The sequence below is a fragment of the Mesorhizobium sp. B1-1-6 genome, from assembly GCF_006443035.1.
In the GTDB taxonomy this organism is placed as follows: domain Bacteria; phylum Pseudomonadota; class Alphaproteobacteria; order Rhizobiales; family Rhizobiaceae; genus Mesorhizobium.
Genome location: NZ_VFWR01000009.1, coordinates 1 through 25,933, shown reverse-complemented (window position 1 = coordinate 25,933; position 25,933 = coordinate 1). Strand labels below are relative to the sequence as shown.

General features: G+C 65.2%; 24 protein-coding genes. 13 read left to right on the top strand and 11 right to left on the bottom strand.

What is annotated here, in order from left to right; all coding sequences use genetic code 11:
- The first annotated feature begins 83 nt into the window (after positions 1-83).
- From dnaK to FJ979_RS18580, 9 genes are all read left to right on the top strand, one after another.
- Positions 84-2,000 carry a molecular chaperone DnaK gene (gene dnaK, locus FJ979_RS18620; RefSeq protein WP_140514198.1) on the top strand — a complete coding sequence of 639 codons (1,917 nt, stop codon included), beginning with the start codon at positions 84-86 and terminating at the stop codon, positions 1,998-2,000.
- Positions 2,001-2,213: 213 nt separating this feature from the next.
- A complete protein-coding gene (gene dnaJ, locus FJ979_RS18615) occupies positions 2,214-3,344 on the top strand; it encodes a molecular chaperone DnaJ (RefSeq protein ID WP_140491627.1) in 1,131 nt (376 codons plus the stop codon).
- Between the two features lie 210 nt (positions 3,345-3,554).
- Positions 3,555-4,160, top strand: a complete 606-nt coding sequence (gene pmtA / locus FJ979_RS18610; protein WP_140582727.1) for a phospholipid N-methyltransferase PmtA — start codon at positions 3,555-3,557, stop codon at positions 4,158-4,160.
- 222 nt (positions 4,161-4,382) lie between these two features.
- Entirely contained in the window at positions 4,383-4,979 is a 597-nt protein-coding gene (locus FJ979_RS18605; protein ID WP_140582725.1) for an NADPH-dependent FMN reductase, read from the top strand.
- Entirely contained in the window at positions 4,976-5,689 is a 714-nt protein-coding gene (gene pyrF / locus FJ979_RS18600) for an orotidine-5'-phosphate decarboxylase (protein WP_181165186.1), read from the top strand. The genes FJ979_RS18605 and pyrF overlap by 4 nt, the downstream gene beginning before the upstream one ends.
- A 29-nt stretch (positions 5,690-5,718) precedes the next feature.
- Positions 5,719-6,006: a DUF1330 domain-containing protein gene (locus FJ979_RS18595; RefSeq protein WP_140582722.1), complete on the top strand. Its 288-nt coding sequence runs from the start codon at positions 5,719-5,721 to the stop codon at positions 6,004-6,006.
- Between the two features lie 276 nt (positions 6,007-6,282).
- Positions 6,283-6,603 carry a helix-turn-helix domain-containing protein gene (locus tag FJ979_RS18590; protein WP_140491640.1) on the top strand — a complete coding sequence of 107 codons (321 nt, stop codon included), beginning with the start codon at positions 6,283-6,285 and terminating at the stop codon, positions 6,601-6,603.
- The gene (locus FJ979_RS18585) at positions 6,600-7,064 is read left to right on the top strand and encodes an SRPBCC family protein (protein ID WP_140582720.1); all 465 of its coding nucleotides are present in this window, start codon (positions 6,600-6,602) and stop codon (positions 7,062-7,064) included. Before FJ979_RS18590 ends, FJ979_RS18585 begins: the two co-directional genes overlap by 4 nt.
- 29 nt (positions 7,065-7,093) lie before the next feature.
- Positions 7,094-7,510 (top strand): GFA family protein, encoded by a 417-nt coding sequence (locus tag FJ979_RS18580; protein ID WP_140563752.1) that lies wholly within the window; start codon positions 7,094-7,096, stop codon positions 7,508-7,510.
- Positions 7,511-7,688: 178 nt separating this feature from the next.
- On the opposite strand, the gene FJ979_RS18575 is transcribed toward FJ979_RS18580, so the two are convergent.
- From FJ979_RS18575 to FJ979_RS18545, 7 genes are all read right to left on the bottom strand, one after another.
- The gene (locus FJ979_RS18575) at positions 7,689-8,756 is read right to left on the bottom strand and encodes a D-alanine:D-lactate ligase-like protein (protein ID WP_140524323.1); all 1,068 of its coding nucleotides are present in this window, start codon (positions 8,754-8,756) and stop codon (positions 7,689-7,691) included.
- Positions 8,757-8,945: 189 nt separating this feature from the next.
- A complete protein-coding gene (locus FJ979_RS18570) occupies positions 8,946-9,827 on the bottom strand; it encodes an SMP-30/gluconolactonase/LRE family protein (RefSeq protein WP_140491648.1) in 882 nt (293 codons plus the stop codon).
- Positions 9,824-10,468 (bottom strand): 2-dehydro-3-deoxy-6-phosphogalactonate aldolase, encoded by a 645-nt coding sequence (locus tag FJ979_RS18565; RefSeq protein ID WP_140582718.1) that lies wholly within the window; start codon positions 10,466-10,468, stop codon positions 9,824-9,826. The genes FJ979_RS18570 and FJ979_RS18565 overlap by 4 nt, the downstream gene beginning before the upstream one ends.
- The gene (locus tag FJ979_RS18560; protein ID WP_140491651.1) at positions 10,468-11,439 is read right to left on the bottom strand and encodes a 2-dehydro-3-deoxygalactonokinase; all 972 of its coding nucleotides are present in this window, start codon (positions 11,437-11,439) and stop codon (positions 10,468-10,470) included. Before FJ979_RS18560 ends, FJ979_RS18565 begins: the two co-directional genes overlap by 1 nt.
- Positions 11,436-12,203, bottom strand: a complete 768-nt coding sequence (locus FJ979_RS18555) for an SDR family oxidoreductase (protein WP_140491653.1) — start codon at positions 12,201-12,203, stop codon at positions 11,436-11,438. Before FJ979_RS18555 ends, FJ979_RS18560 begins: the two co-directional genes overlap by 4 nt.
- A 157-nt stretch (positions 12,204-12,360) precedes the next feature.
- Positions 12,361-13,710: an EAL domain-containing protein gene (locus tag FJ979_RS18550; protein ID WP_140491655.1), complete on the bottom strand. Its 1,350-nt coding sequence runs from the start codon at positions 13,708-13,710 to the stop codon at positions 12,361-12,363.
- Positions 13,711-13,863: 153 nt separating this feature from the next.
- Positions 13,864-15,660 carry a GtrA family protein gene (locus FJ979_RS18545; RefSeq protein ID WP_140582715.1) on the bottom strand — a complete coding sequence of 599 codons (1,797 nt, stop codon included), beginning with the start codon at positions 15,658-15,660 and terminating at the stop codon, positions 13,864-13,866.
- Positions 15,661-15,822: 162 nt separating this feature from the next.
- Here FJ979_RS18545 and FJ979_RS18540 point away from each other — a divergent pair, with 162 nt between their 5' ends.
- From FJ979_RS18540 to FJ979_RS18525, 4 genes are all read left to right on the top strand, one after another.
- Positions 15,823-16,833 (top strand): glycosyltransferase, encoded by a 1,011-nt coding sequence (locus FJ979_RS18540; RefSeq protein ID WP_140563762.1) that lies wholly within the window; start codon positions 15,823-15,825, stop codon positions 16,831-16,833.
- Between the two features lie 4 nt (positions 16,834-16,837).
- Entirely contained in the window at positions 16,838-17,212 is a 375-nt protein-coding gene (locus FJ979_RS18535) for a GtrA family protein (protein ID WP_140563764.1), read from the top strand.
- A gap of 73 nt (positions 17,213-17,285) precedes the next feature.
- The gene (gene gshB, locus FJ979_RS18530) at positions 17,286-18,227 is read left to right on the top strand and encodes a glutathione synthase (RefSeq protein ID WP_140582713.1); all 942 of its coding nucleotides are present in this window, start codon (positions 17,286-17,288) and stop codon (positions 18,225-18,227) included.
- 185 nt (positions 18,228-18,412) lie between these two features.
- Positions 18,413-19,945: a YifB family Mg chelatase-like AAA ATPase gene (locus tag FJ979_RS18525; protein WP_140582710.1), complete on the top strand. Its 1,533-nt coding sequence runs from the start codon at positions 18,413-18,415 to the stop codon at positions 19,943-19,945.
- Positions 19,946-20,000: 55 nt separating this feature from the next.
- Here FJ979_RS18525 and FJ979_RS18520 read toward each other — a convergent pair whose 3' ends face one another.
- The 4 genes from FJ979_RS18520 to FJ979_RS18500 all read right to left on the bottom strand — a co-directional run bounded on the left by FJ979_RS18520 (position 20,001) and on the right by FJ979_RS18500 (position 25,791).
- Complete coding sequence (locus FJ979_RS18520; RefSeq protein WP_140582708.1) at positions 20,001-22,172, bottom strand: malate synthase G; 2,172 nt, start codon at positions 22,170-22,172, stop codon at positions 20,001-20,003.
- 326 nt (positions 22,173-22,498) lie between these two features.
- Positions 22,499-24,538: a hydantoinase/oxoprolinase family protein gene (locus tag FJ979_RS18510; RefSeq protein ID WP_140582705.1), complete on the bottom strand. Its 2,040-nt coding sequence runs from the start codon at positions 24,536-24,538 to the stop codon at positions 22,499-22,501.
- Between the two features lie 147 nt (positions 24,539-24,685).
- A complete protein-coding gene (locus tag FJ979_RS18505; RefSeq protein WP_140491673.1) occupies positions 24,686-25,312 on the bottom strand; it encodes a CDGSH iron-sulfur domain-containing protein in 627 nt (208 codons plus the stop codon).
- A 107-nt stretch (positions 25,313-25,419) separates the two neighbouring features.
- Positions 25,420-25,791: a hypothetical protein gene (locus FJ979_RS18500; RefSeq protein ID WP_140559118.1), complete on the bottom strand. Its 372-nt coding sequence runs from the start codon at positions 25,789-25,791 to the stop codon at positions 25,420-25,422.
- Between the last annotated feature and the right edge of the window lie 142 nt (positions 25,792-25,933).

Genomic DNA, 25,933 nt, shown 5'->3' with positions numbered 1-25,933 from the left:
CGAACGGGATTTCTTGTGAACAGGGGCTTTCGTCGGAACGCCTTACGGGTCCTGAGAGCCTGCTTAGCGGAGAGACTAGAAAAATGGCAAAAGTAATCGGTATCGATCTCGGCACCACCAACTCCTGCATCGCCATCATGGACGGCAAGGAGCCGAAGGTGATCGAGAATGCGGAAGGCGCGCGCACGACGCCTTCCATCGTCGCCATCTCGGGCGACGGCGAACGTCTCGTCGGCCAGCCGGCCAAGCGCCAGGCGGTCACCAATCCTGAAAACACCATCTTCGCGGTCAAGCGCCTGATCGGCCGCCGCTATGACGATCCGGTGACGGAAAAGGACAAGAAGCTTGTCCCCTACAAGATCGTCAAGGGCGACAATGGCGATGCCTGGGTCGAGGCCGGCGGCAAGAAGCAGTCGCCCAGCCAGATCTCGGCCATGATCCTGCAGAAGATGAAGGAAACGGCGGAAGCCTATCTCGGCGAGAAGGTCGAGAAGGCGGTCATCACCGTTCCCGCCTATTTCAATGACGCCCAGCGCCAGGCGACCAAGGACGCCGGCAAGATCGCCGGCCTCGAAGTGCTGCGCATCATCAACGAGCCGACCGCGGCTGCCCTCGCCTACGGCCTCGACAAGAAGGACGGCAAGACCATCGCCGTCTATGACCTTGGCGGCGGCACGTTCGACATTTCGGTGCTCGAGATCGGTGACGGCGTGTTCGAGGTGAAGTCGACCAATGGCGACACCTTCCTCGGCGGCGAGGATTTCGACATGCGCCTCGTCGAGTATCTGGCGGCCGAGTTCAAGAAGGAACAGGGCATCGACCTGAAGAACGACAAGCTTGCCTTGCAGCGCCTCAAGGAGGCTGCCGAGAAGGCCAAGATCGAGCTGTCGTCGACGACGCAGACCGAGATCAACCTGCCGTTCATCACCGCCGACGCCACCGGGCCCAAGCACCTGACGCTGAAGCTGACGCGCGCCAAGTTCGAAAGCCTGGTCGAAGACCTCGTCCAGCGCACCATCGACCCGTGCAAGGCGGCGCTCAAGGATGCCGGCCTGAAGGCGGGCGAGATCGACGAAGTGGTGCTGGTCGGCGGCATGACCCGCATGCCCAAGATCCAGGAAATCGTGAAGCAGTTCTTCGGCAAGGAGCCGCACAAGGGCGTCAACCCCGATGAGGTCGTCGCACTCGGCGCCGCCATCCAGGCCGGCGTGCTGCAGGGCGATGTCAAGGACGTGCTGCTGCTCGACGTGACCCCGCTGTCGCTCGGCATCGAGACGCTGGGCGGCGTGTTCACCCGGCTTATCGAGCGCAACACGACGATTCCAACGAAGAAGAGCCAGGTGTTCTCGACGGCTGAGGATTCGCAGTCGGCCGTGACCATCCGGGTCTTCCAGGGCGAGCGCGAAATGGCCGCCGACAACAAGGCGCTCGGCCAGTTCGACCTGGTCGGCATTCCGCCGGCCCCGCGCGGCGTGCCGCAGATCGAGGTCACCTTCGACATCGACGCCAACGGTATCGTCAATGTTTCGGCCAAGGACAAGGGCACCGGCAAGGAGCACCAAATCCGCATCCAGGCCTCGGGTGGCCTTTCGGACGCCGACATCGAGAAGATGGTGAAGGATGCCGAAGCCAATGCCGACGCCGACAAGAAGCGGCGCGCGCTGGTCGAGGCCCGCAACCAGGCCGAGGCGCTGGTGCATTCCTCGGAGAAGTCGCTGAAGGAATATGGCGACAAGGTCTCGGAAGCCGACCGCACGGCGATATCGGACGCGATCGCGGCGCTGAAGACCGCTACCGAGGGTGACGACGCAGCGGAAATCGAAGCCAAGAGCCAAGCGCTCGCGGAGGCTTCGATGAAGCTCGGCCAGGCCATGTACGAGGCCTCGCAGAAGGAAGCGGCGGAAGCCGACGCCAAGGCGGACGCCGCCAAGGACTCGGATGTGGTCGATGCCGATTTCGAGGAAATCGACGAGGACGACGACAAGAAGAAGTCGGCCTGAACCGGCTGACGGCAAGATAAAGCGGAAAGCCCGGCGCAAAGCCGGGCTTTTTTGCAACCCTGGCAGAAAAAGTGCGGAAAAAATCGTCGAAAAGCACGAACAGCTCCGCGCCGGCCCTAGCATCCGGGCTGCGCCGATCCTAAATCGTGGCAACGTGCCGGCAAACGACGCAACACTGCATGAAGACGTTGAGCATCCGGACAGCGGGAAAAAATGAAAGCTGATTTCTACGAAACGCTGGGCGTGCACAAGGGTGCCGACGACAAGGAACTGAAGAGCGCTTTCCGCAAGCTCGCCATGCAGTTCCACCCCGACCGCAATCCGGGCGACCATGCCTGCGAGCACAAGTTCAAGGAAATCAACGAAGCCTACGAGACGCTGAAGGATCCGCAGAAGCGCGCGGCCTATGACCGTTTCGGTCACGCGGCCTTCGAGCAGGGCGGCATGAACGGCGGCGCACACGGCTTCGGCGCCGGCGGCTTCGCCGACATTTTCGAGGACATTTTCGGCGACATGATGGGTGGCCGCCAGCGCCGCTCTTCCGGCGGCCGCGAGCGCGGCGCCGACCTGCGCTACAACATGGAAATCTCACTGGAAGAGGCCTTTGCCGGCAAGACCGCGCAGATCCGCGTGCCGGCCTCGATCTCCTGTTCGGAATGCTCGGGAACCGGCGCCAAGCCCGGAACCCAGCCGGTCACGTGCTCGATGTGCAACGGCCACGGCAAGGTGCGCGCCACGCAAGGCTTCTTCTCCATCGAGCGCACCTGCCCGCAATGCCAGGGCCGCGGCCAGACGATCAAGGATCCGTGCCCGAAATGCGCCGGCCAGGGCCGCGTCACCGAGGAGCGGTCGCTGTCGGTCAACATCCCAGCCGGCATCGAGGACGGCACCCGTATCCGGCTTGCCAATGAGGGCGAAGCCGGCTTGCGCGGCGGGCCGTCGGGCGACCTCTACATCTTCCTCGCGGTCAAGCCGCACGAATTCTTCCAGCGCGACGGCGCCGACCTCTACTGCAAGGTGCCGATCTCGATGACGACTGCCGCCCTTGGCGGCTCGTTCGAGGTGACGACGCTGGACGGAACGCAGACCAAGGTGAAGGTGCCGGAGGGCACCCAGAACGGCCGCCAGTTCCGCCTCAAGGGCAAGGGCATGCCGGTGCTGCGCCAGCCCAATGTCGGCGACCTCTACATCCAGACGGCGGTCGAGACGCCGCAGAACCTGTCGCGCCGCCAACGCGAGCTGCTGGAGGAATTCGAACAGCTCTCCTCACAGGACAATTCCCCCCAGTCGAGCGGCTTTTTCGCCCGCATGAAGGACTTTTTCGAGTCGTTCGGCGAGCGTTGATCGACGGCCTGTGCGCGTGTGGCTTGCCTTGCCGGTGTCGGCGCTGCGCCTCACCTGCCGGGCGGCCAACACGCGCCGTGAAAACCGCAGTAGGCGCGCATTTTTAGACGCGACGAAAACTATCTTATCCACGACATAGGCATGACCCTGCCTTGCCTTGGGCGGCTTAGGTGTTAAGTAGCTCTCAGGGGAGCGCTGAGGAGAGCTTGCATGACACGTGGTCCGGGACTGCGGAAGGCGCTTGCCGAAAAGTTCGACGACGAGCTGAAGTTCTTCAAGGGCTGGATCGACAAGCCGAAGACGGTCGGCTCGATCGTGCCGACCAGCTCCATCACCGCTCGCAAGATGGCTTCGATCGTCGACCCGAAGTCCGGCCTGCCCGTGCTCGAGGTCGGCCCCGGCACCGGCGTCATCACCCGCGCCATACTGGCCCAGGGCGTGAAGCCTGAAAACCTCTACGCGGTCGAATATTCCACCGATTTCGTGCGCCATCTGCGCCGGCTCTATCCCGGCGTCAACGTCATCGAGGGCGACGCCTTCAATCTCAACGCCACGCTTGGCGACAAGAGCGGGATGATGTTCGATTCGGTGGTCTCGGGCGTGCCGCTGCTCAACTTCCCGGTCGCCCAGCGCATCGCCTATATCGAAAGCCTGCTTGACCGCATTCCGGCCGGCCGGCCGATCGTGCAGCTGACCTACGGCCCGATGTCGCCGATCCCGCCCGGCCGCGGCGACTATACGGTCAAGCATTTCGACTTCATCATCCGCAACATCCCGCCGACGCAGCTGTGGATCTACCGGCGCGAGGCGCATTAGGGGTTGCGAAGCCGACCGTGAATGTCTTCGAAAGTCGTCATCCTGCGGCTTGTCCCGAGGATCTGCCGCATAGCGGTATCAGATGCGGTGGGCATTGGGACGAAAATGTCTGACTTGGATGCGTTGGCAGATCCTCGGGGCAAGCCCGGGGATGACGCTTTGTCTGATCTGCATTGATTTGAGCGGGCTCTGGCTGTACCTGTCCGGGAACAAGGTTGGCCAATGGCAGTGATCCCAAAAATCCTCGTCTTTGCCGGCTCGGTCCGGGCCGGGGCCTTCAGTGGCAGGACCGCCGACGTGGCGCAGAAGGAACTTGCGGTGCAAGGCGCCGAGGTCACTCGCATCTCGCTTGGCGACTATCCCTTGCCGATCATGGATGAGGATCTGGAGAAGGAAAAAGGCGTTCCCGAAAACGCCCTGAAACTTGCCCGGATGATCATTGCCCATGACGGGCTGCTGATCGCCACGCCCGAGTATAACGGCTCCATTCCGCCGCTGCTCAAGAACACGATCGACTGGGTGAGCCGGGTGCGCAGGGATGGCGGCCGTGCGGTGAGGCCGTTTGCCGGCAAGGTCGCCGGCCTTAGTTCGTCTTCCAGCGGACACTTCGCCGGGATACGCTGCATCAATCATCTGCGCGCCGTGCTGGTGCGTTGCCAGATGGAGGTGGTGACGCCGGAATGCTCGGTGCCGGAAGGCGGCAACGCCTTCGACGAGGACGGGCGTTTCAAGGACGAACGACTGCACCGAACCATGGAGCACCTATGCCGCACGCTGATCGAAACCTCGCGCATGCTGTCGACCCGGGTCGAGCCGTGATCGCCAACGCCATGCAGACCGACACAATGCGCGAAAGGCTGATCGTCGGCCTCGACGTGCCGAGCTTGAAAGAGGCCGAGAAGGCGGTCCGCGAACTCGACGGCGTCGTCTCCTTCTACAAGATCGGCTATCAGCTCGCCTTCGCCGGCGGGCTCGATTTCGCCAGGGAGCTCGCCAGCGCGGGCAAGAAGATCTTTCTCGACATGAAGCTGCTCGACATCGACAACACTGTGGCCAAGGGGGTCGAGAACATCGTCAAGATGGGCATGACCATGCTGACGCTGCATGCCTACCCGAAGACCATGCGGGCGGCGGTCGAGGCGGCGAGAGGCAGCGAGCTTTGCCTGCTTGCCGTCACCGTGCTGACCTCGATGGACGAACAGGACGTGATCGACGCGGGCTACGAATACGACCCGCACACGCTGGTGCTGAGGCGCGCGGAACAGGCGCTGCATGCCGGCATGGGCGGCATCGTCTGCTCGGCCGCGGAAACAGAGGCGGTGCGCCGCATCGTCGGGCCCGACATGGCGGTGGTAACGCCAGGCATACGCCCCGCCGGCAGCGACCATGGCGACCAGAAGCGCGTGATGACGCCGGCGGATGCCATCCGCAGCGGCTCCAGCCATCTGGTCGTCGGGCGCCCGATCGTCGCCGCGGCGGACAGACGCGCGGCGGCTGAAGCCATCCTCGACGAAATGCGCTCGGCATAATTTCCAACGAACGGCTTCGGAGAAGAGGGATGCCCAAGGGATACTGGATCGCCCGCGTCGATGTGCGCGACGCGGAAGGCTACAAGGATTATGTCGCCGCCGCCAAGCCGGCCTTCGAGCGCTTCGGCGCGAAATTCCTGGCGCGCGGCGGCGAGCATGAGAAGGCAGAAGGGGCCGGCCGCGCGCGCAACGTCGTCATCGAGTTCGAGACGCTTGCCGCCGCGCATGACTGCTACCATTCACCTGAATACCAGCGCGCCGCCGCCATTCGCCAGAAGGTCGCCGACGGCGAGATCGTGCTGGTCAAGGGCGTCTGAGGCTATCCCGGCCGGCATCAGTGCCGGCCGCGGCCTTTGCACGAGTCCTGAGGTTCACATCCCGCAGCCTGGCCCAGCAGGCGGCGCCCCGACCGGTTGTCTTTGAGTGACAACCGGCACAGTCGTTCGACAACGGCCACGACATGGCTGACGCATAATCCCTTTAGCAATCGCGTCCGAACAGCCCTTACACGGGGTAATTTTGATGCCGGCCGATCGCGGGTTGACATGCAGGTATTTACCTGCATATTATGGCTTCACATCAGAGTGAACCCGATGGACGCGGACAAGGTTTTCAAGGCGCTGGGCGACCCGACGCGCAGAAGGCTGCTTGATCTTCTGTGCGAGAAGAACGGGCAGACGCTGGGCCAGCTTTGCGAACATCTCGATATGGCCAGGCAATCCGCCACCCAACACATCGACCTGCTGGAGGCGGCCAATCTGGTGAGCACGGTCAAACGCGGCCGCGAGAAGCTGCATTTCATCAATCCCGTGCCGCTGCACGAGGTCTACGAGCGCTGGGTGCGCAAATTCGAACGCCAGCGGCTCAGCCTGCTGCATGACCTGAAACAGGAACTCGAAGGAGAAGACAAATGACCGCAGAGACGACCAGCTTTGTCTACGTGACCTACATCCGCTCGACGCCGCAAAAAGTGTTCGAGGCCATAACCAGGCCCGACATCGCACGGCGTTACTGGGGCCACGAGAACGTCTCGGACTGGAAGGCGGGATCGAAATGGGAACATATCCGCGCCAATGACGAGCGCACCGTCGAACTGGTCGGCAAGGTCGTCGAGATCTCGCCGCCGACCCGTCTCGTGATGACCTGGGCAAACGCTTCGCAGGCCGACGATGCGTCGAAATACAGCCGGGTGACGTTCGCCATCGAGGAATACGACACGATGGTGCGGCTGACCGTCAGCCATGACGAGCTCGAAGCCGGCAGCGGCATGGCGAAGGGCGTCAGCCAGGGATGGCCGGCGGTGCTGTCCAGCATGAAATCCTTCCTGGAGACCGGCAGTGGCATCGACATTTTCGCCAAGCCGAAATCGGCCTGACCAGCAAATCCGACTGTGGGAAAACGATAATGACCAAACGCTACACCGGCGGATGCGCCTGCGGTGCGATCCGCTATGAAACGAGCAGCGAACCCATCTTCGAGAACCACTGCCAATGCCACGAATGCCAGAAGCGAAGCGGCACGGGTCACAGCTCCTATCTGACCTTCCCCCGGCGAGCCGATGTGACGATAACGGGCGAAGCGAACACCTGGCGGGTGGCTGGCGACAGCGGCAACGAAAAGATCCACGCCTTCTGCCCGACCTGTGGAACGCCGGTCTACCTGACGCAAGTCGCGATGCCGGACCTGATAGCGGTCCACGCGACCAGCCTTGATGATCCCGGCCAGTTCAATCCGCAGGTGGTCACATATGCCATCCGCGGCCATGCCTGGGACATGATCGACCCATCGTTGCAGACCTTCGAGCGAATGCCGCAGGGATAATTCCGCCGGACGTCCATTTTCGCCGAGTAAGGTTGGATTTGCCGTCGCGCCGCTTAGAGCAGTTCACCGTTTCACGGGAAGCGGCGAGCCGCTCTATCTCTTTGTTTTTGCGCAATTCCCAAGGGAAAGCGCTACGCGCTTTTGCGGGGAAAACCGCACACACTTTTGTTGGATTGCTCTAGGCGCGACGATTCGGCCCGATTAGCCGGCTGGCGGCGGTTTCGGCCATGGCGTCGGCGAGCTCCAGGTTCCATTGCGACCGGCAATAGGCGCGGAAATCGAAGCAGGGCAGGCCGGGGCAGACTTCGAATTCTATGAGGTGAACGGTGTCGTCGGGCTCGATGCGGAGATCGATGGAGAACACGTCGCGCAGGCCGAGCCCGCTCATCAGCCGTTCGGCGATCGCGCGGACTTTTGCATCGGCGACCGGCTGGCTTTCGGCGACCGCAAGCAGCAGCGGCTCAGCGTATTTCCCTGCTGTCCTCGCCGCCTCGCCGGTCTCGCCGTAAAGCGCCAGGCTGTCCTCCATGGTCTGGAAATCGCCGCCGGACTCGACGAAGGCGACGCCGAGCGCTTCGACGCCGGTGTCCGGCGTCAGACCCAGGAAACTGGCGCGCGCGTTGCGGCCGGCGACATAGGGCTGGACGACGACGTCGTCGCGATAGGCGGCGAAAACACGCCGGCTAAGCTCCAGCGCGTGGCCGAGATCGCCGCAGCGCGACTCCGGCCAGATGCCGATCTTGGCGCCGAGCCGGTTCGGCTTGACGAACCAGCCGGCGGCGGAAACCGGCGGCTCGACCAGCCATTGTCCGTTGCGCGCCAGGCCGGCCCGCGGCACAGGCAGGCCGAGCGCGCCGAGCACGGCGCCGGAGCGAAACTTGTCCTGGCAGAGCGCGAACAGCGAATCCTCGGCGCCGATCGCCTTCAGGCCGTTCAGCCTGGCAAGCGCAGGCGCCGCGCCGCCCCGGAAATAGGCGATGCCGTCGGTCAGCGTCCAGACCAGCGTGGCCGCCGGGTCGGCCTTGGCGAGCATATCGGCGGCATCGTCCAGCTCCACCGCCGCGAAGCCGAGATCGCGTCGTTTGAAGGCAGAAGCGAGGGCGTCGAACTCATGCGCGAGATCGGTCGATTGCGCCAGGTAAGAAGCGATTTCGGCGGCACGCTCCGGCGGGTGGCCATCGGCGAGGAGCCGCTCGAGGCAGGCCTTTTCCGGCTCGTGGACGAGGATCAGCCTTAGGCTGGACATGACATGATTCCCAATGGTGCAATTCCACACCATCGCATGGCGAAGACGCCAGGCTTTCGCGAAACCGACGCGGGCCGGACGCCTGCGTGACAGCCGGCTGAATGATCCCGTCAGACGCGGTGCATCGGGTACCGAGACTCAAGTCGGGCCGAGCCGAAAAGGCCGGCGTCACCTGAATATAGAGATGCCCTAGGCGATCAGCACGCGCGGCTCGAACCGGCCATTGACCTCGATGTCGAGGAGGAAGGTCATGCCGGCCTGAGGGTCGAGCTGACGCTGCTTGTCGTCCTTGCCGTGCCAGGCCGATGTAACCGCCAGCCGGCTGGCGTTCTTGCCGACAAAGGCCGGGCAGGAAGGCTGCGTCACCGGCATGGCGATCGTGCGCACCAGCTTGCCGTCCGGGGCGTAGCCCTTAACCACCTTGCCGCCCCAGACGGCATTCCACAGGATGCCGTCGCGGTCGAGCACGGAGCCGTCGACGAAGCCCTTGGCCGACCGGTGATCAACGAACACTTTCGGCTCGCCCGCCGGCAGGCCGGTCGCCGGATCGCAAGCGACGCGCATCAACAGGCCGGTCGAGGTGTCGGTGTAATAAGCGAGCGCGCCGTCCGCGGAAAAACAGATCGAGTTCGACACGGTGATGTCGGAGAACAGCTTGCGCAATTCGCCCTTGAAGAACCAGTAGATCGCGCCGGCGCCCTTCTCCTCGCCCTTGCCCATCGTGCCGGTCCAAAGGGCGCCGCAGGGATGGACGCGGGAATCGTTGGAACGGGTGACCGGATTGTCGGCCTCGACAGGTGTGTGCAGCGTCATCCTGCCGGTGGCGACGTCGCGGACAAAAAGCCCGGTTTCGGTGGCGATCAGCTGGCGCTTGTCGTCGATGATGGCGATAGCGCTGGCCATCCGGCCAAGCTCGTGCACCTGGGCCGCGCCGCCGGACAGGCGCTTTTCCAGGAGATGGCCCTTGACTATGTCGAACCAGTAGAGCGTGTCTGTGGCGGGGTCGTAGCTCGGCCCCTCGCCGAGCTGGCAGACATGGTCGGAAAAAACCGAAACAATCGCTTCGCTCATCCTGCGTCTCCGCCGAACACCGCGTCCCAGGCCGTCACCGCCGCCTGGGCCCGCGCGGCCACGTCGTCGACGCTCATGCCCGGCTTGAACAGGCTGGAACCAAGCCCGAAAACCGTGACGCCGGCAGCCTTGTAGCCGACAAAGTCCTTCTCCGAGACGCCGCCGACCGCGCCGACCAATGTCGAAGCCGGCAGCACCGCGCGGATGGCGGAAATGCCCGACGCGCCGAGCACGCTGGCCGGGAAGAATTTCAACGCCGAGGCGCCGAGCCGGATCGCTAGGAAAGCCTCCGTGGGCGTGAACACGCCGGGCATGGTGACCATGCCGTATTGCAGCGCGCGTTCCATCACCTCGGCATCGATGTTGGGACTGACCAGCAGCCGGCCGCCGGCTTCGTGCAAGCCATCGACATCGGCCGGCGTCAGCACCGTGCCGGCGCCGACCAGCGCGGCCGGCGGCAGCGCCTTGAGGATGGCGGCGATGGACGCGAACGGATCGGGTGAATTGAGCGGCACCTCGATCGCCTCGATGCCGGCATCGAAGACCGCCTGGCCGATCGCCACCGCCTCGGCAGGCTTGAGGCCGCGCAGGATGGCGACCAGCCCGCGCTTGAGCTTCGGGAACGCAGCGGTCTGGTTCATCAGGCAACTCCGGTTCTGGCGATCATGCCGTTTTCGCGCGCCGCCTCGACCAGGCCGGCACGCACCGCCTCATCCGCGTCGACGGTCCGCACGCCAAGCCCGGCAAGGCCGAGCGCCTGCCGATAAAGCGCCGCAAGCGCGCCGGAGGCAATCAGCACCACCGATGTGGCGCCCGCGGCCTGGCGGCGCCTCGCCGAGGCGATCTCGCCGCCGATCAGCAGGCCCGACAGGCAGGCCGCGGCATCGTCGGCCTTCATGTCCTGGAGCAGACCGGCGGCGCGGATCGAGAACAGTTTTGCGGTGACGTCGCCACCTTCGGTCAACGCCGCACCACACCAGCGGCGGAAGAAAGGGTTCTGCGGGTCGACCGGCTTGGGATGCTCGCCGAGCGAATGGCGCAGGATCGAATGCGCGGCCAGCACCGAGAACAGCTCGCCGGTCGGCCATGTGCCGAAGCCGGCAACGGCGCCGTCCTCGACCAGAACCCATTTCGAATGGGTGCCCGGCATGCAGACGATTTCACGCCCCTTTGCCGGCAAACCGGCGCCGGCAAGCTGTGTCTCCTCGCCGCGCATGACGTCTGGCGCATCGGCCAGGCGTTGGGCAAGGCCGGGCACGATACGAATGTCGCGGCTCTCCCCCGGGATGCGGGCCGCGCCGGCCAGGATGGCGCCGATCGGCGCCGGCACGGTGACATAGGGCGCTTCGAGCCAGCCCTGGCGCGAGCCTGCCATGCCGCAGATGATGACGGGCAGCGTTTCCGGCGCGCCCATGGCGGCGAGATGACCCTCGAGAACCCGGGAAAAGCCCTTCTCGCGCGCGGTGATCAGTCCGTCGTCGCCGCGACGCTCGGCAAGCACCTTGCCGCCGCCGTCGATCAGCCAGGCACGAAGCCGGGTCGTGCCCCAATCGAGCGCCGCGACCGCCGGCACATTGCCGACAAATCGGGGGCCGGCAAACCCGGGGCTCACAGGAAACCTCCGTCGACGATCAGCATTTGCGCGGTCAGCATGCGCGAGGCGTCCGAGGCCAGGAACAGCACGGTGCCGACCAAATCGTCCGGCCGCATGACGTCCTTGATGCACTGCTTGGCGACATGAGAGGCAAGCGCCTGCTCCGTCACCCAGCGTTCCTGCTGCCGTTCCGTGATGACCCAGCCGGGCGCGACGGCGTTGACGCGGATACGGTCGGGCCCGAGCTTGCCGGCCAAACCCTTGGTGAGGCCGAGTATGCCCGCCTTGGCGGCGGTGTAGGCCGGCATGTCGGGGTGGTTGATCAGGTAGGAGGTCGAGGTGAAATTGATGATCGAGCCGCCGCCGGCCCGCTTCATGCCCGGCGCCACCGCCTGCGCGGTGAAGAAATGCGGTCTGAGGTTGATCGCCTGGTTGTTGTCCCAAAACTCCACCGTCACGTCTTCGACGGCGTGGCGTTCGTCCCAGGCGGCATTGTTGACCAGCACGGTGACGTCGCCATGCGCTTCGGCCGCCTTCGCGGCAGACGCCCGGAGCGCTTCGATGTCGCGCAGATCGGACTTGAGGTAGAGCGGCCGGCGGCCGAGCTCTTTCTCGATGCGGTCGGCAAGCGCGGTGCTGGGCTTGTCGGCGATGTCGATGAAGGCGACCTTGGCGCCCTGGCGCATGAAACCCTCGGTCAATGCCGCGCCAATGCCGGAGCCGCCGCCGGTGATCAGCACCGAAGCGCCTTCGAGGTCGGCAAAACGTGCCGATGGCATCATGGTTTTCGTCTCCCGGGTTGACCGGCGCGCATCCTAGCCAGACCGATCCGGCGGGCAAGGGCGAAAAGACGGATTTTGAGGCTTATGTCTGACAAAAAGCCTGGAGACCACGCACAGGCACGGCCGGTCCTCGATCGAGGACCGGTCAATCGCCCGGTCAGATTGCCTTGGCGCGCAAGGCGCCGCGGAAGGAATCGCGGAGATAGCCGAGCGTGGCGTCGGCATCGGCCGGCTTGCCGAACAGATAGCCCTGCCCACCGGCGCAGCCGAACTGGACGAGGCGGTCGGCCTGCGCCTCTTCCTCGATGCCTTCGGCGACGACATCCATGCCGAGCCCTTCGCACATTGCGAGAATGGCGCGGATGATGTGCTCCGACGGGCGGTCATCGAGAATGGAGGAGACGAAGGCGCGGTCGATCTTCAACTTGTCGAAATGGAATTCGCGCAGCCGCCCGAGCGAGGACTGGCCGGTGCCGAAATCGTCGAGCGAGACGCGGATGCCGACGCGGCGCAGGTCCTCGACGATCTGCGCGGCCGAGGCCGGATCGTTCATCAGGCCGGTCTCGGTAATCTCGATCTCCAGCCGGCGCGGATCGAAGCCCGTACGGTCGAGGATCGCCAATATGTGCAGGCCGGTGTTCTGGTCGACGAGTTGCGAGGGCGACAGGTTGAAGGACAGGAACAGGTCCTTCGGCCAACTCCTCGCCGCCTCGGTCGCCTTGCGCAGCACTAGCTGCGACAGCGGGCCGATGATGCCGCGCTCCTCGGCGATCGGAATGAAGACGGTCGGCGGCACCGAGCCGAGATCGCGGTCGGTCCAGCGCGCCAGCGTCTCGAAGCCGATGGTGCGGCGCGTGGTGAGGTCGACGATCGGCTGGAAATGCGGCTCCACCTCGCCGGCCGAGACGGCGCGGCGCAGCGCCTGCTCGATGCGGGTGACGCGCTTGGCCGCCTCTTCCATTTCGCGGGTATAGACGACGACCCGGCCGCGGCCGGATCGCTTGGCATGGTAAAGCGCCGTTTCGGCCTTGTTGATGAGGATCTCGGTGGTCTCGTCGCCGGAATAGAACAGCGAACAGCCGACGGAGGCCGACAGCCTCGCCGTGCGTTCGCCGACATCATACGGGGCCGACAGGATTTCGATCAGCATGCGCGACTTTTCGGCGGCCGCCTCCTCGCTGAACACCAGCGGATAGAGGAAGGCGAATTCGTCGGCGCCGATGCGGCAGACGGTGGAATGGCCGTCCATCGAGGCGCGCAGGCGCATCGCCACCTGGATCAGGATGTCGTCGCCGGCCTTGTGGCCGAACAGATCGTTGATCGGCTTGAATCCATCAAGGTCGAGAATGCCGACGGTGAAGGGCGCGGGATCGTCGGCACGGTCGCTGATTAGGCGATCGACCTTGTCGAAGAAGCGGCGATGGTTGCCAAGCCCGGTCAACGGATCGGTGAATGCCAGATCCGTGCTCTCCCTGTTTGCCTGACCGGTGCCAAACGAAGTTTGCATCGGTGTCCCTGTTTCTCGAAGTCGGAATTTATTTCCGAGACTGGCAGCAAACCCTTTAGGAAACGTATCGGGAAAATCGATTTTTCGCCGCTAGAGCGCGTTGCCCTCCGCAAAGCCGCCCGGGCTCAAGGGCGCCGTCGCTCAGGCGGATTCTCAACCGGCGGTGCGAACGCGATAGAGCTCCAGCGGCGCGCCCTGGGTCTCCGCCACCGGTTCCAGCCAATCCGGCACGCTGCCATGCATCAGCCCGGCCAGAAAGCCGTCAGGCGCCTTGGTTGCGAGAAGCCTGGTTTCGGGATTGCCGCGGCAGAGCGCGACAATCCCGACGCGATGGTTTGCCACGACGGCTTTCGCGTCAGTGGCCGAGCCCAGCAAGGCATCGAATACGAGCAGGTTTCCGGCGACGTTGCGGTGGTAGGGCCCAGCGAGCGCGCGATGACCGGTAAAGGCCAGGATCGGCGAGCCGAGATTGGAGATGGCCAGCACCGTGGTGTCAGGCATGCGGGCGAGCGCGGCGAACGAGGCCTTGCTGTTGCAAGGTGCATCGATGCCGGCATTGGTGACGGCCGCACCGGTCTGGAAGGCGCTCGATGCCGCCTCGGCAGCGCTGGACCAAACCGCATTGACCGAGATCAGCCAGGCTGCGGCCATACGGAGCACGGAGCCACCGGACGGACTGTTTTCGGCGCGCTGCCGCCATTTGGCGATCCAGGCGCAAAGCGGGATCACCGCGAAGGCGATGGAGAAGGTCGAGCCTCGGACCTCCCAGGCGCTGACCAGGAAAGCCACCACCAGCAGCGCGCCGACGAGACTGTCCTGCCGCCGCCAGCCGCCCTTGCCGAGACGCAGCGCCATCAGGACGATCGCCACCAGCGGCGTCGCGAAGCGCGCCACCGCTCTGGCCGGATCGGCCGCGACGAGCTGGAATATCGACTGCGCTTCGTCGATATGACCGAGCCACATCTGCTGGAGGCGCGGGTCGAGGCCGGCATAGGGGGCAGCCAGGCATTGCGGGAACAGAAACATCACGACAAGGATAAGCACGAACGCCAGCAGGCCGAGCGAGACCAGGCGACGGCCGTACGTCGCATTGGCGGCGCCCCATGAGGCGATGACCGCAAGGCCGGCGCCGGCAAGCGCGGCAACCACGAAGTGCACGGTCGAGAAGGTGTCGCACTGCGTCTGCCCCCATGCCGACGCCGGTATGGTAGTGATGAAAACAAGGGCCGAGACGGCGGTGACGCCCAAGCCAAAATCCCTGGCGATCAGCCTTTCGCCGCCACCGCTGACGAGGAACAGCAGGGCGACGATGGCGCCCAGGGTTCCAGCATAGGGGGCGCTTTCCATGCCGATCGCCAATGCCAGGGTGGCGCACGCGCCGGCAAACAGGGCGGCGGTCCGGTGGCGAGGGGCTTCAAGCAGCAAAGCCAGGCCGGCCAAGGTCAGCATCAGCTGGACATTGTGGTGATCGAGCGCGCCGGGCGAGAAGATTCCGAGATAATACAAGGCCGCTCCGCCGACCACCGCGGCGGGCAGGACCGCGTGCTCGCCGGCGAAAGCGCGCGCGGCGCGCATGATGGAGAACAGCGCGAGCCAGAATTGCAGGAGAGGCCAAAGCACCTGCACGACCTGCTCGCCCAAAGCGGCACTGCCCGTCAGGGCCGACAGGGCAAGCATGCCGAGCGCCAGCGGGGCGTCGAGCAGCCGCGACCAGTGCATGACGAAGCCACCCTCCAGCCCCATCCTGTACTGGTGCAGGTCGAACCAGCCCTGGCCGGCCAGGAGGTCGCGAACCTCCACCAGTTGCAGCAGGCTGTCATTGTCGCCGGCCGGGTTGGCCAGTTGCGGGAATCCGGCATAGAGATCGAGCGCCAGCAGCAGCAAGGCGGCAAGCAACGCAAACGCTATGTCGGACTTCCAGGTGGAAGCGCCGTTGCTGGCTGTGCTCATCCCATCGCCCCTGGCAGGAATGCCGGGCTTTTTCGGCCAATCGACACTCGTAAAGTCGGCCTTAAACCTAGCCTTAACGGCTTCAATAAATAGTAAAACCGCCTGAACGCGCCTGACTTTCGGCGCGAACCGCGCGTGGCGGCGAGGCACCCGGAGAGGAAAATGCCGCAAGAGCTTCGCTACGAACCCGCCATCGCCGTGCTGCTGCCTTGCTACAACGAGGAATTGACGATCGCCGAGGTGGTGCGGCGCTTCCGCGAGACGCTGCCTTTGGCGACGGTCTATGTCTACGACAACAATTCGCGCGACCTGACCGCGCTCAGGGCCCGCGCCGCCGGCGCCATCGTGGTGCGCGAACCGCGCCAGGGCAAGGGCAATGTGGTGCGGCGCATGTTCGCCGACATCGACGCCGACATTTACCTGATGGCCGACGGCGACGGCACCTATGCGCCGGAAGACGCGCCGCAATTGATCAACACGCTTCTGACCGAGCGCTCCGACATGGCGGTGGGCACCCGGCGCGGCGTCACCGACGATGCCGGCAGGACCGGCCATGCCTTCGGCAACCGCGTCTTCAACAGCCTCTATAAAGGGCTGTTCGGCAGCGATTTCACCGACATCTTCTCGGGCTACCGCGTCTTCACCCGGCGCTTCGTCAAGAGCTTCCCGGCCGTCTCCGGCGGCTTCGAGATCGAGACCGAAATGTCGGTTCATGCTTCGCAGCTCAAATTGCCCGTCAGCGAGATCGCGCTCGATTACGGCAAGCGGCCGGACGGCTCGTCATCGAAGCTTTCGACCTTTCGCGACGGCGCCAGGATCCTGTGGATGTTCGCCATGCTGATGAAGGAAACGCAACCGCTACGTTTCTTCGGCGCCTTCGCCCTGGTCTTCCTGGTGTCGAGCCTGTTCCTGATGGCGCCTGTGCTGGTCGAATTCGCCGAGACCGGGCTGGTGCCGCGCATGCCGACATGGGTGCTGTCGGTCGGCCTGCTCTTGCTCTCGATGCTGGCTGGTGTGACTGGGGTGATCCTCGACTCGGTGTCGCGCGGCCGCGCCGAACAGAAGCGCATCTTCTACCTGTCGATGCCTTCGGGCCGCATAGAGCGGCGCGAGCGCGCCAACGAGCCGACTGCCGCGAAGGCCGGCCCAGGCAAGACGCCTCGCGCCGCATGAAGCGGTGAGCCGTCTCGTCCGCTTCGTCTTTGCCGGCGGCATCGGCTTCGTCGCCGACGCGGCCGCCCTCTGGTTGCTGCTTGCGGTCACGCCGCTCGGCCCTTTCAGCGCCCGCATGCTGTCCATCGGCTTTGCACTCTGTGTCACCTGGCAGACAAACCGGCATCTGACCTTCTCGCCGTCGAGCCGCGGCTTGGTGCGGGAAGGCGCGCGCTATGGCAGCGTCGGCATCGCCACCAGCATCGCCAACTATCTGGTCTACTGCGCCATCCTTGTCGTCCTGCCGACAACCCCGCCATTGGCCGCCCTTGCTTTCGCTTCGCTGGCCGCCATGGGGCTGTCCTTTCTCGGCTATTCCAGGCTGGTCTTCGACCGCTAGCGGCGTGGCCCGATTGGCAGAAGGCGCCGGGACCCCTATATCGCTCTCTCATCGACCGTGCTGGGGACCTGCCATGAAGCTGAAAATCGCCGTCCAGATGGACCACATCTCCACCGTGTCGATCGCCGGAGACACTTCGTTCGCGCTGTCGCTGGAGGCGCAGCGGCGCGGCCATCAGCTCTACCACTACACGCCCGACCGGCTGTCGCTGCGCGACGGCAAGGTGTTCGCCCGCATCGAGGAGATGCAGGTACGCGACGAGAAGGGCAGCCACTATTCGCTGGGGGAGAAGGTGCGCACCGACCTGTCGGAGATAGACGTGATCCTGCTGAGACAGGATCCGCCCTTCGACATGAACTACATCACCACCACGCACATACTGGAGCGCATCCACCCCAGGACGCTGGTGGTCAACGACCCGGCCTGGGTGCGCAACAGCCCGGAAAAGATCTTCGTCACCGAGTTTTCCGACCTGATGCCGGAAACGCTGATCACCAAGGATCCCCAGGAGGTCGCCGCCTTCCGCAAGGAATTCGGCGACATCATCGTCAAGCCGCTCTACGGCAATGGCGGAGCGGGCATCTTCCACCTGCTGGAGGCCGACCGCAACCTCGCCTCGCTGCTCGAAATGTTCGGCCAGTTGTTCCGTGAGCCCTACATCGTGCAGCGCTACCTCAAGGACGTGCGCAAGGGCGACAAGCGCATCATCCTGATTGACGGCGAGCCGGTCGGGGCCATCAACCGGGTGCCGGCCGAGCACGATTCCCGCTCCAACATGCATGTCGGCGGCCGCGCCGAGAAGACCGAGCTGACCGAGCGCGAACGCGAGATCTGCGCCCGCATCGGGCCGGCACTGAGGGAACGTGGCTTCATCCTCGTCGGCATCGACGTCATCGGCGACTACATGACCGAGATCAACGTGACCTCGCCGACCGGCGTGCGTGAAGTCAAACGCTTCGGCGGCGCCGATATCGCCAGCCTGTTCTGGGACGCGGTGGAGGCCAAGCGGAAGTAACCGTTTTCATTTCGTATTAACCATGTTCCGTTTTTGCAACCGGAGACAATCGCGCTGCAACTTCAGCGATTGCGCGTTCCTGTAATGTTCTTGATTTAGCCGAGGAATTGTGATTGTCTCCGGGCCAGGCCCTTCGCGGCCTGATTGCAAAAGGCTTGGGGCAAGCCCAGATCCGGGGGCAAAACATGGTGGCGCGGGTTCGCACGGTTGCTTTCCAGGGCATCGAGGCCGTTCCGGTCGACGTGCAGGTTATGATAGCGCCCGGCAAGGTCAACATGCACATCGTCGGCCTGGCCGACAAGGCGGTGGCCGAAAGCCGCGAACGGGTGCAGGCGGCACTCCATGCTTCCGGCCTGTCGATGCCGTCCAAGAAGGTCACGGTCAATCTTGCGCCGGCAGACCTGCCCAAGGAGGGCAGCCATTACGATTTGCCGATCGCGCTCGGCCTGATGGCGGCCCTTGGCGCCATTCCGGGCGACATGCTGGCCGGCTATGTCGTGCTTGGCGAATTGTCGCTCGACGGCACCATCGCGGCGGTCGCCGGCGCCCTGCCGGCGGCGATCGGCGCGAATTCCGAAGGCAAGGGCCTGATCTGCCCCTTCGCCTGCGGCCCGGAAGCCGCCTGGGCCGGGAAGGACTTTGACATACTCGCGCCGCGCAGCCTGATCGCCATCGCCAATCATTTTCGCGGCACGCAGGTGCTGTCGCGCCCCGAAGCCGGTATCCATGCCGCGGCGCGCGACCTGCCCGATCTTGCCGATATCAAGGGCCAGGAAACCGCCAAGCGAGCGCTGGAGGTGGCGGCGGCCGGCGGGCACAACCTGCTGATGGTCGGCCCGCCCGGATCGGGAAAATCGATGCTGGCGCAGCGGCTGCCGTCGATCCTACCGCCGCTGGCGCCGAAGGAATTGCTCGAAGTGTCGATGATCGCCTCCGTCGCCGGCGAGCTCGGCGAAGGCAAGCTGACCGACCGGCGGCCGTTCCGCGCGCCGCACCATTCGGCCTCGATGGCGGCGATGGTCGGCGGCGGCATCCGGGCGCGGCCGGGCGAAGTGTCGCTTGCGCACCACGGCGTGCTGTTCCTCGACGAATTTCCCGAATTCACGCCGCAGACGCTCGACGCGTTGCGCCAGCCATTGGAGACCGGCGACTGCATGATCGCGCGCGCCAACCACCGCGTCACCTATCCGGCGCGTATCCAGCTTGTGGCGGCGATGAACCCGTGCCGATGCGGCATGGCCGGCGAGCCCGGCTATCGCTGCCTGCGCGGCGATCGCTGCCGCACCGACTACCAGGCGCGCATCTCGGGCCCGCTGCTCGACCGCATCGATCTCAGGATCGAGGTGCCGGCGGTCTCGGCCAGCGACCTGATCCGGCCCGACCGGGCGGAGAAGAGCGCCGACGTGGCGCTGCGCGTGGCGCGTGCCCGCACCCTCCAGCGCGAGCGCTTCGAACGGCTCGGCGTCACCAGCGCCACCACAAACGCGCATTGCGCGCCGGCGGTCATCGAGGAGATCGCCATGCCTGACGCATCGGGCCTGTCGCTGCTCAAGGACGCCAGCGAAAAGCTCGGCTTCTCGGCGCGGGCCTATCACCGCGTGCTGAAGGTGGCGAGAACACTGGCCGATCTCGACGCCAGCGAGACCGTCGGCCGCATTCACTTGGCCGAAGCGATCTCCTACCGGATGAGTTCGGAGCGGGTGGCACAGGCGGCGTAGCGCGCTCTCGCTCGAGAGGAGGGGAACGAAACGCCGGCGGCTCCAAATCTCCGGTTCAGGCCGCTCCCTTCGCCTTCAGTTCCAGCCTCCGCGCGTGCAGCACCGGCTCGGTGTAGCCGTTGGGCTGGATGCGGCCCTTGAAGACGAGGTCGCAGGCGGCCTGGAAGGCGACGGAGCCGTCGAAATCGGCGGCCATCGGCCGGTAGAGCGGGTCGCCTTGGTTCTGCTGGTCGACGATATCAGCCATGCGCTTCATCGTTTCCATTACCTGGTCGGCCGTGCAGACGCCATGATGCAGCCAGTTGGCGATGTGTTGCGAGGAGATGCGCAGCGTGGCGCGGTCCTCCATCAGGCCGACATCGTTGATATCTGGCACTTTCGAGCAGCCGACGCCCTGGTCGATCCAGCGCACGACATAGCCCAGAATGCCTTGCGCATTGTTGTCGAGCTCCGCCTGGATATCGGCCGGCGACCAGTTGGGCCGCACCGCGACCGGCACCGACAGGATGTCGTCGAGCTTGGCCTTCGGCCGGCTCTTCAGCGCCGCCTGGACGGCGTGGACATCGACCTTGTGATAATGGGTGGCGTGCAGCGTCGCCGCCGTGGGCGAAGGCACCCAGGCGGTGTTGGCGCCGGCCTTGGGGTGGGCGATCTTCTCGGTGAGCATCGCCGCCATCAAATCGGGCATCGCCCACATGCCCTTACCGATCTGGGCATGGCCGGCAAGCCCGCATTCCAGCCCGGTGTCGACATTCCAGGCCTCGTAGGCGGAAATCCAGGCGGCCTGCTTCATGTCGCCCTTGCGGATCATCGGGCCGGCTTCCATCGAGGTGTGGATCTCGTCGCCGGTGCGGTCGAGGAAGCCTGTGTTGATGAACACGACGCGCTCCCTGGCGGCGCGGATCGCCTCCTTGAGGTTGACGGTGGTGCGCCGCTCCTCGTCCATGATGCCCATCTTGATGGTATTCTGGTCCATACCGAGCAGGGCCTCGACGCGATCGAAGATCTCGACGGCGAAGGCGACTTCCTCGGGCCCATGCATCTTGGGGTTCACGACATACATCGAGCCCGCGCGGGAATTGGCGCGGCGGCCGTTCGGCCCGACATCGTGCAGCGCGATCAGCGCGGTCATCGCCGTGTCCATGATGCCTTCCGGCACCTCGTTGCCGTCGCGGTCCGTTATCGCCGGATTGGTCATGAGGTGGCCGACATTCCTGACCAGCATCAGCGAGCGGCCGGGCAGCGTCACCGTGCCACCATTGGGCGAGGTATAGGACCGATCGGGGTTGAGCTTGCGGACAAAGGTCCGGCCGCCCTTGGTGATCTCTTCGGCCAGGTCGCCCTTCATCAGGCCGAGCCAGTTGCGGTACACGACGACCTTGTCCTGCGCATCCACCGCCGCGACCGAATCCTCGCAGTCCTGGATGGTGGTCAGCGCCGATTCCAGGATGATGTCGGCGATGCCGGCCGGATCGGTGCGGCCGATCTGGTTGTCGCGGTCGATCAATATCTCGATATGCAGGCCGTTGCTGACCAGCAGCACGGCTTGCGGGTTGGCGGCATCGCCGCGATAGGCGACGAACTGCCTGACATCGGCAAGGGTGGTCGAGCCGGCGCCGGCGCTGAGCCGCAGCGCGCCATTGGCCAGCGAAAGGCCGTTGACGCCGGCCCATTTGCCCGATGTGAGCGGCACCGACTGGTCGAGAAAGTCCTTGGCCCAGGCGACGACTTTCGCACCACGCGCGGGGTTGAAGCCGTTGCCCTTCCCGGCGCCGTCTGTCTCGGGAATCGCGTCGGTGCCGTAAAGCGCATCATAGAGCGAGCCCCAGCGCGCATTGGCGGCGTTGAGCGCATAGCGCGCATTCATCACCGGCACCACAAGCTGCGGCCCGGCGACGACGGCGATCTCGGGATCAACCTTTTCGGTCGTCACCGAGAAGACCGGGCCTTCGGGGACGAGATAGCCGATCTCCTTCAGGAAGGTTTTGTAGGCTTCCATGTCGACCGGCGCGCCATTGGCGCGATACCAGTCATCGAGCTTTTCCTGGATAGCGTCGCGCTTTGCCAGCAGTGCCCGGTTCTTCGGCGCGAGGTCGTGGACGATGGCCGAAAAGCCGTTCCAGAATTTGTCCGGGTCGATGCCGGTGCCCGGAGCGGCCTCGTTGACAACGAAGTCATGAAGTTCGCGGGCGATCCGCAATCCGGCGATTTCGACGCGATCGGTCATCAGGCTGCTCCAGATGAAAGGCTTTCGCGGGCCTTTGGCATGTTGGGAGTGCAGGGTCAATTCAGCTTAGGGTGAAGGCAAGGCAGGTAGGCGCGGTTTTTAGGCTTGGTGCCGGCGGCGACGCTGCCAATCTCCCCCCAAGTGGGGGAGATGCCCGGCAGGGCAGAGGGGGGCGCGAAGGAATGCCGACCTCGGCAAGTTTCGGTATTTCGTGCAGTCGGTCGACGTCGAGTATGAGCGGGCGCTGCTCCGAGACGCTGGCGGGACAGCGCCCCCCTCTGGCCTGCCGGCCATCTCCCCCACAAGGGGGGAGATTACACCCTCCATCACACCGCGATCCGTGGCCTGCCCGAAGCCACCGCCACCACATGTGCCTCGATGAACATACGCTGGGCTTCGACGGTGGAGACGCGGAATTCGGTTGCGACGTCGATCTCGGCGCTGTCAGTGCCGGCATCCCTGGCGCGCTGCGCAGCGATGCTGCGCACATCGGCCTCGGCGGCCGCGATCGCCGCCGCCTCGTCGAGGAAATCGCGCACGGTTTCGCCCGAGGCAAGACGGAACAGACCTTCCTTGGGTTGGCTGACGCGCGCCTCCGCCGATACCCGGACCTGGCCGACAACGGCGCCGAGCGCGTTGGCGACATCGGTGTCATCAGGCACCACGCAGTCATTGCCGACCAATGGCGGCAGTCCGGCATAGTGCAGCGGCGCGGAGGCACCGAGGCCGATCACCGGCCGGTCGAGCGCGACGCTCAGGCGCGCAATGCCGGGATGCGCGTCGACGGCGCGCTGCACCAGCGCATGCGCGACGGTGGACGCACCGTCGAGCCCGTCCTCGGCGAAGGCGGTTTGGAGGATATATTCGGCCGACCAGCGCGTCAGCGCCGCCAGCACGCGCTCCGAAATCGCCTCGGGAGAGGCCGCGATCGCCTGGCCGCGGCCGTCGCGCTTGCGGGCAAACAGCTCTGCGCCGAGGCGAGCGGCGGCAGCATCCCAGTTCGCCTGCTTGCCAAGCACATGCGCCGCATCCGACGGCGTGAAACCTGAAATGTGCACCAGCCCGCGCGACACCAGGCGGTTCAGGGTAGCGTTCTGGGCATTCGAGGTCAAAAGCCTGTCGAGGGGCAAGGGCATTGCGCCGATCGCTTCATAGAGCCTTGCTTCCGGAGCGGTCAGCCCGGCGGCAAGACGGTCGGGCACGCCGGTGCGCACCGCGAAGCGGCCGTCCATGCGGCCGGTGTTCGGCGCGCGCAGCTGGCGCTCGAGTTCCGCCAGGACGGCCTCGCGATGCACCATGCCGGCCAGCGCCAGCGGCACCAGCCGGCGCGGTCCGAGCAGGAGCCTGGGGTTGAGAGCGCCGTCTTCCAACGCCACTTCGGAATCGCCGCCGAGGCCGAAGGTGCGCATAGCGACGGCCTCGACCATGGTGCGGAAGCCGCCGACGGTGGCGCCTTCCGGATCGAGCCGCGGCCGGCCCTTGTCGAGCACCGCAACGTCGGTGGTGGTGCCGCCGATGTCGGAAACCACCGCGTTTTCCAATCCGGTCATGTGGTGCGCGCCGACCAGGCTGGCGGCCGGGCCGGAGAGAATGGTCTCGATCGGCCGCTGGCGGGCGAACGCCGCCGACACCAGCGCACCGTCGCCGCGCACCACCATCAGGGGCGCCGCGATGCCGCGCGCCTCGAGAAAGCCTTCGGTCGCCGCCACCAGCCGGTCGATCATCGAGATCAGCCGGGCGTTGAGCAGCGTCGTCAGCGCCCGGCGCGGGCCGCCGAGCTTGGCCGACAATTCATGGCTCGCGGTGACCGGCAGGCCGGTTTTCTCCCGGATCAGCTCGCGGGCGGCGATCTCGTGCGCCGGGTTGCGGGTGGCGAAATAGGCGCAGACGGCAAAGCCCGAGACCGAGCCGCCGAGTCCGGGCAGCGCCGCCTCGAGGCCGGACAGATCGAGCTTGGCGGTATTGCCGTGCACATCGTGGCCGCCGGGGCAGAACACGACCGGATCGGTGCCCAATGCCGCCTTCAGCCCATCGCGGGCAAGGTCCGCCTCGGAAAAGCCGATCATCACCAGCGCGACGCGGCCACCCTGGCCCTCGACCAGCGCGTTGGTGGCAAGCGTCGTCGACATGGAGACAAGCTTGATGGCGGCTGGATCGGTCACCGCTTTTTCCAGAACCGCGTCGACGGCGCCGGAAATGCCGACGGCGAGATCGTGCCTGGTGGTCAGAGCCTTGGCCTTGGCCAGCACCTTTCCCTTGTTCGGCCCGCTCTGCGGGCCTTCGGTTTCGGACCACAGCACGGCATCGGTGTAGGTGCCGCCGGTGTCGATGCCGAGGAAAAGAGGTTTTGGCTTGGTCTTGGTCATGTCTGATGATGGCCCGAGCAGATAGGAAAATGCTTCTCGCCCTTAACCTATAGCGGCCGGACGATAAAGCTGAGAGCGCTGGGCCACGGGAGGAGTTCGATCTCCCCTACGAGGGGGGAGATTGGCAGCTTCAATGGCAGGGTCAACCTACCCCACGAACCCAACCTTTTTATGCGACCCATCGCAATACGGCTTGTTCGCCGAATGGCCGCAGCGGCATAGAAAGGCGCGTTGCGTGCGGTCGACCGTGTGGCCGGTGCCGGTGACGATTTCGACATTGCCTTCGAGCTTGAGCGGCCCGTCTTTCGTCGGCGTAACCTTGAGTGGCCCGTCGCGCGCGTCCAGCGCCGGCGTGTCCTTCAGCGCCGGCTCGCCGGTGGCGGCAAACCCTGATTTGTTGTGGCTGCCGTCGCAGAACGGCTTGTTCTGCGACGCGCCGCAGCGGCAGAGCGTAGCGCGGTGTAACGTCTCGCCGTCGAGCATAATCTCGGCGTGGACGGCCAGCGGGCCGTTTTCCCTGATGCGCACGGTGTTGACCACCGGCGGCCTTTCCTGCGGCCCGCCATCCTTCCTGACATAGGTGATGGCGCCTGACGGGCAGCTTTCGGCAATGGCGACGATCTTCTCGACGCTGGCCGCGTCGGGATGGATCCACTCTCCCGGCGCGTTCGGCACGAAGACATGCGGATCGCCCAGCACGCAATTGCGCGAATGGATGCAGCGCCGGCCGGCAAAGCCGACGTCTATCTTCTCGCCCTCGACCGGACCTGCCATCGCCTTGCTCCTGTTGCCTGACGCACGCCGCCTGGATGCGGCGTGCTTTGGGTGCTGTTCTTGCAGGCTATGCCCCAGGCAGGAAAAGCGTCAAGCTGGCAAGCCGGTCAGGGAACCAGTTCGATCTCCTCGGTCTCGCCGCCGCTGCAGGTATAGCAGCAATCGTCGCATTTTTCCTTGTCGCCGGGGCCGACGCCCCAATAGGTGCCTTCGTCGCCGTCGACCCAGGCGCCGTAGCAGATCGATTCGCCCTCGTCGCAGGAGACCGGCAATTGCCTGGTCTCGCCGTCATCGAGGTAGAAATCCTTGCCGTTGCCCGGCCACACATAGTCGCGGTCCTGGCTGTAGAGCTCGAGGCGCATGGCATTGGGATGGCTGTTCTTGATGGCGAAGGTGACGTCGCCGGCATGGGCCGACGGCACCAGCAGTATGGCAAGAGACAGCGCGGCCAGCGAGCGGCGCGCATAGGCGTAGAACATGATATCCCCCAAAAATAAACGGCCCACCCGGCCGCCTTGCGGGCATTGCACGGGGCGAGCGATCGCTAGAGCGTTTCATATCTTGACGGAAGCGTAGCCTGCGTTTTCGAAGTAGTTCCTGCATTCGGCTGCCTCGATTGTT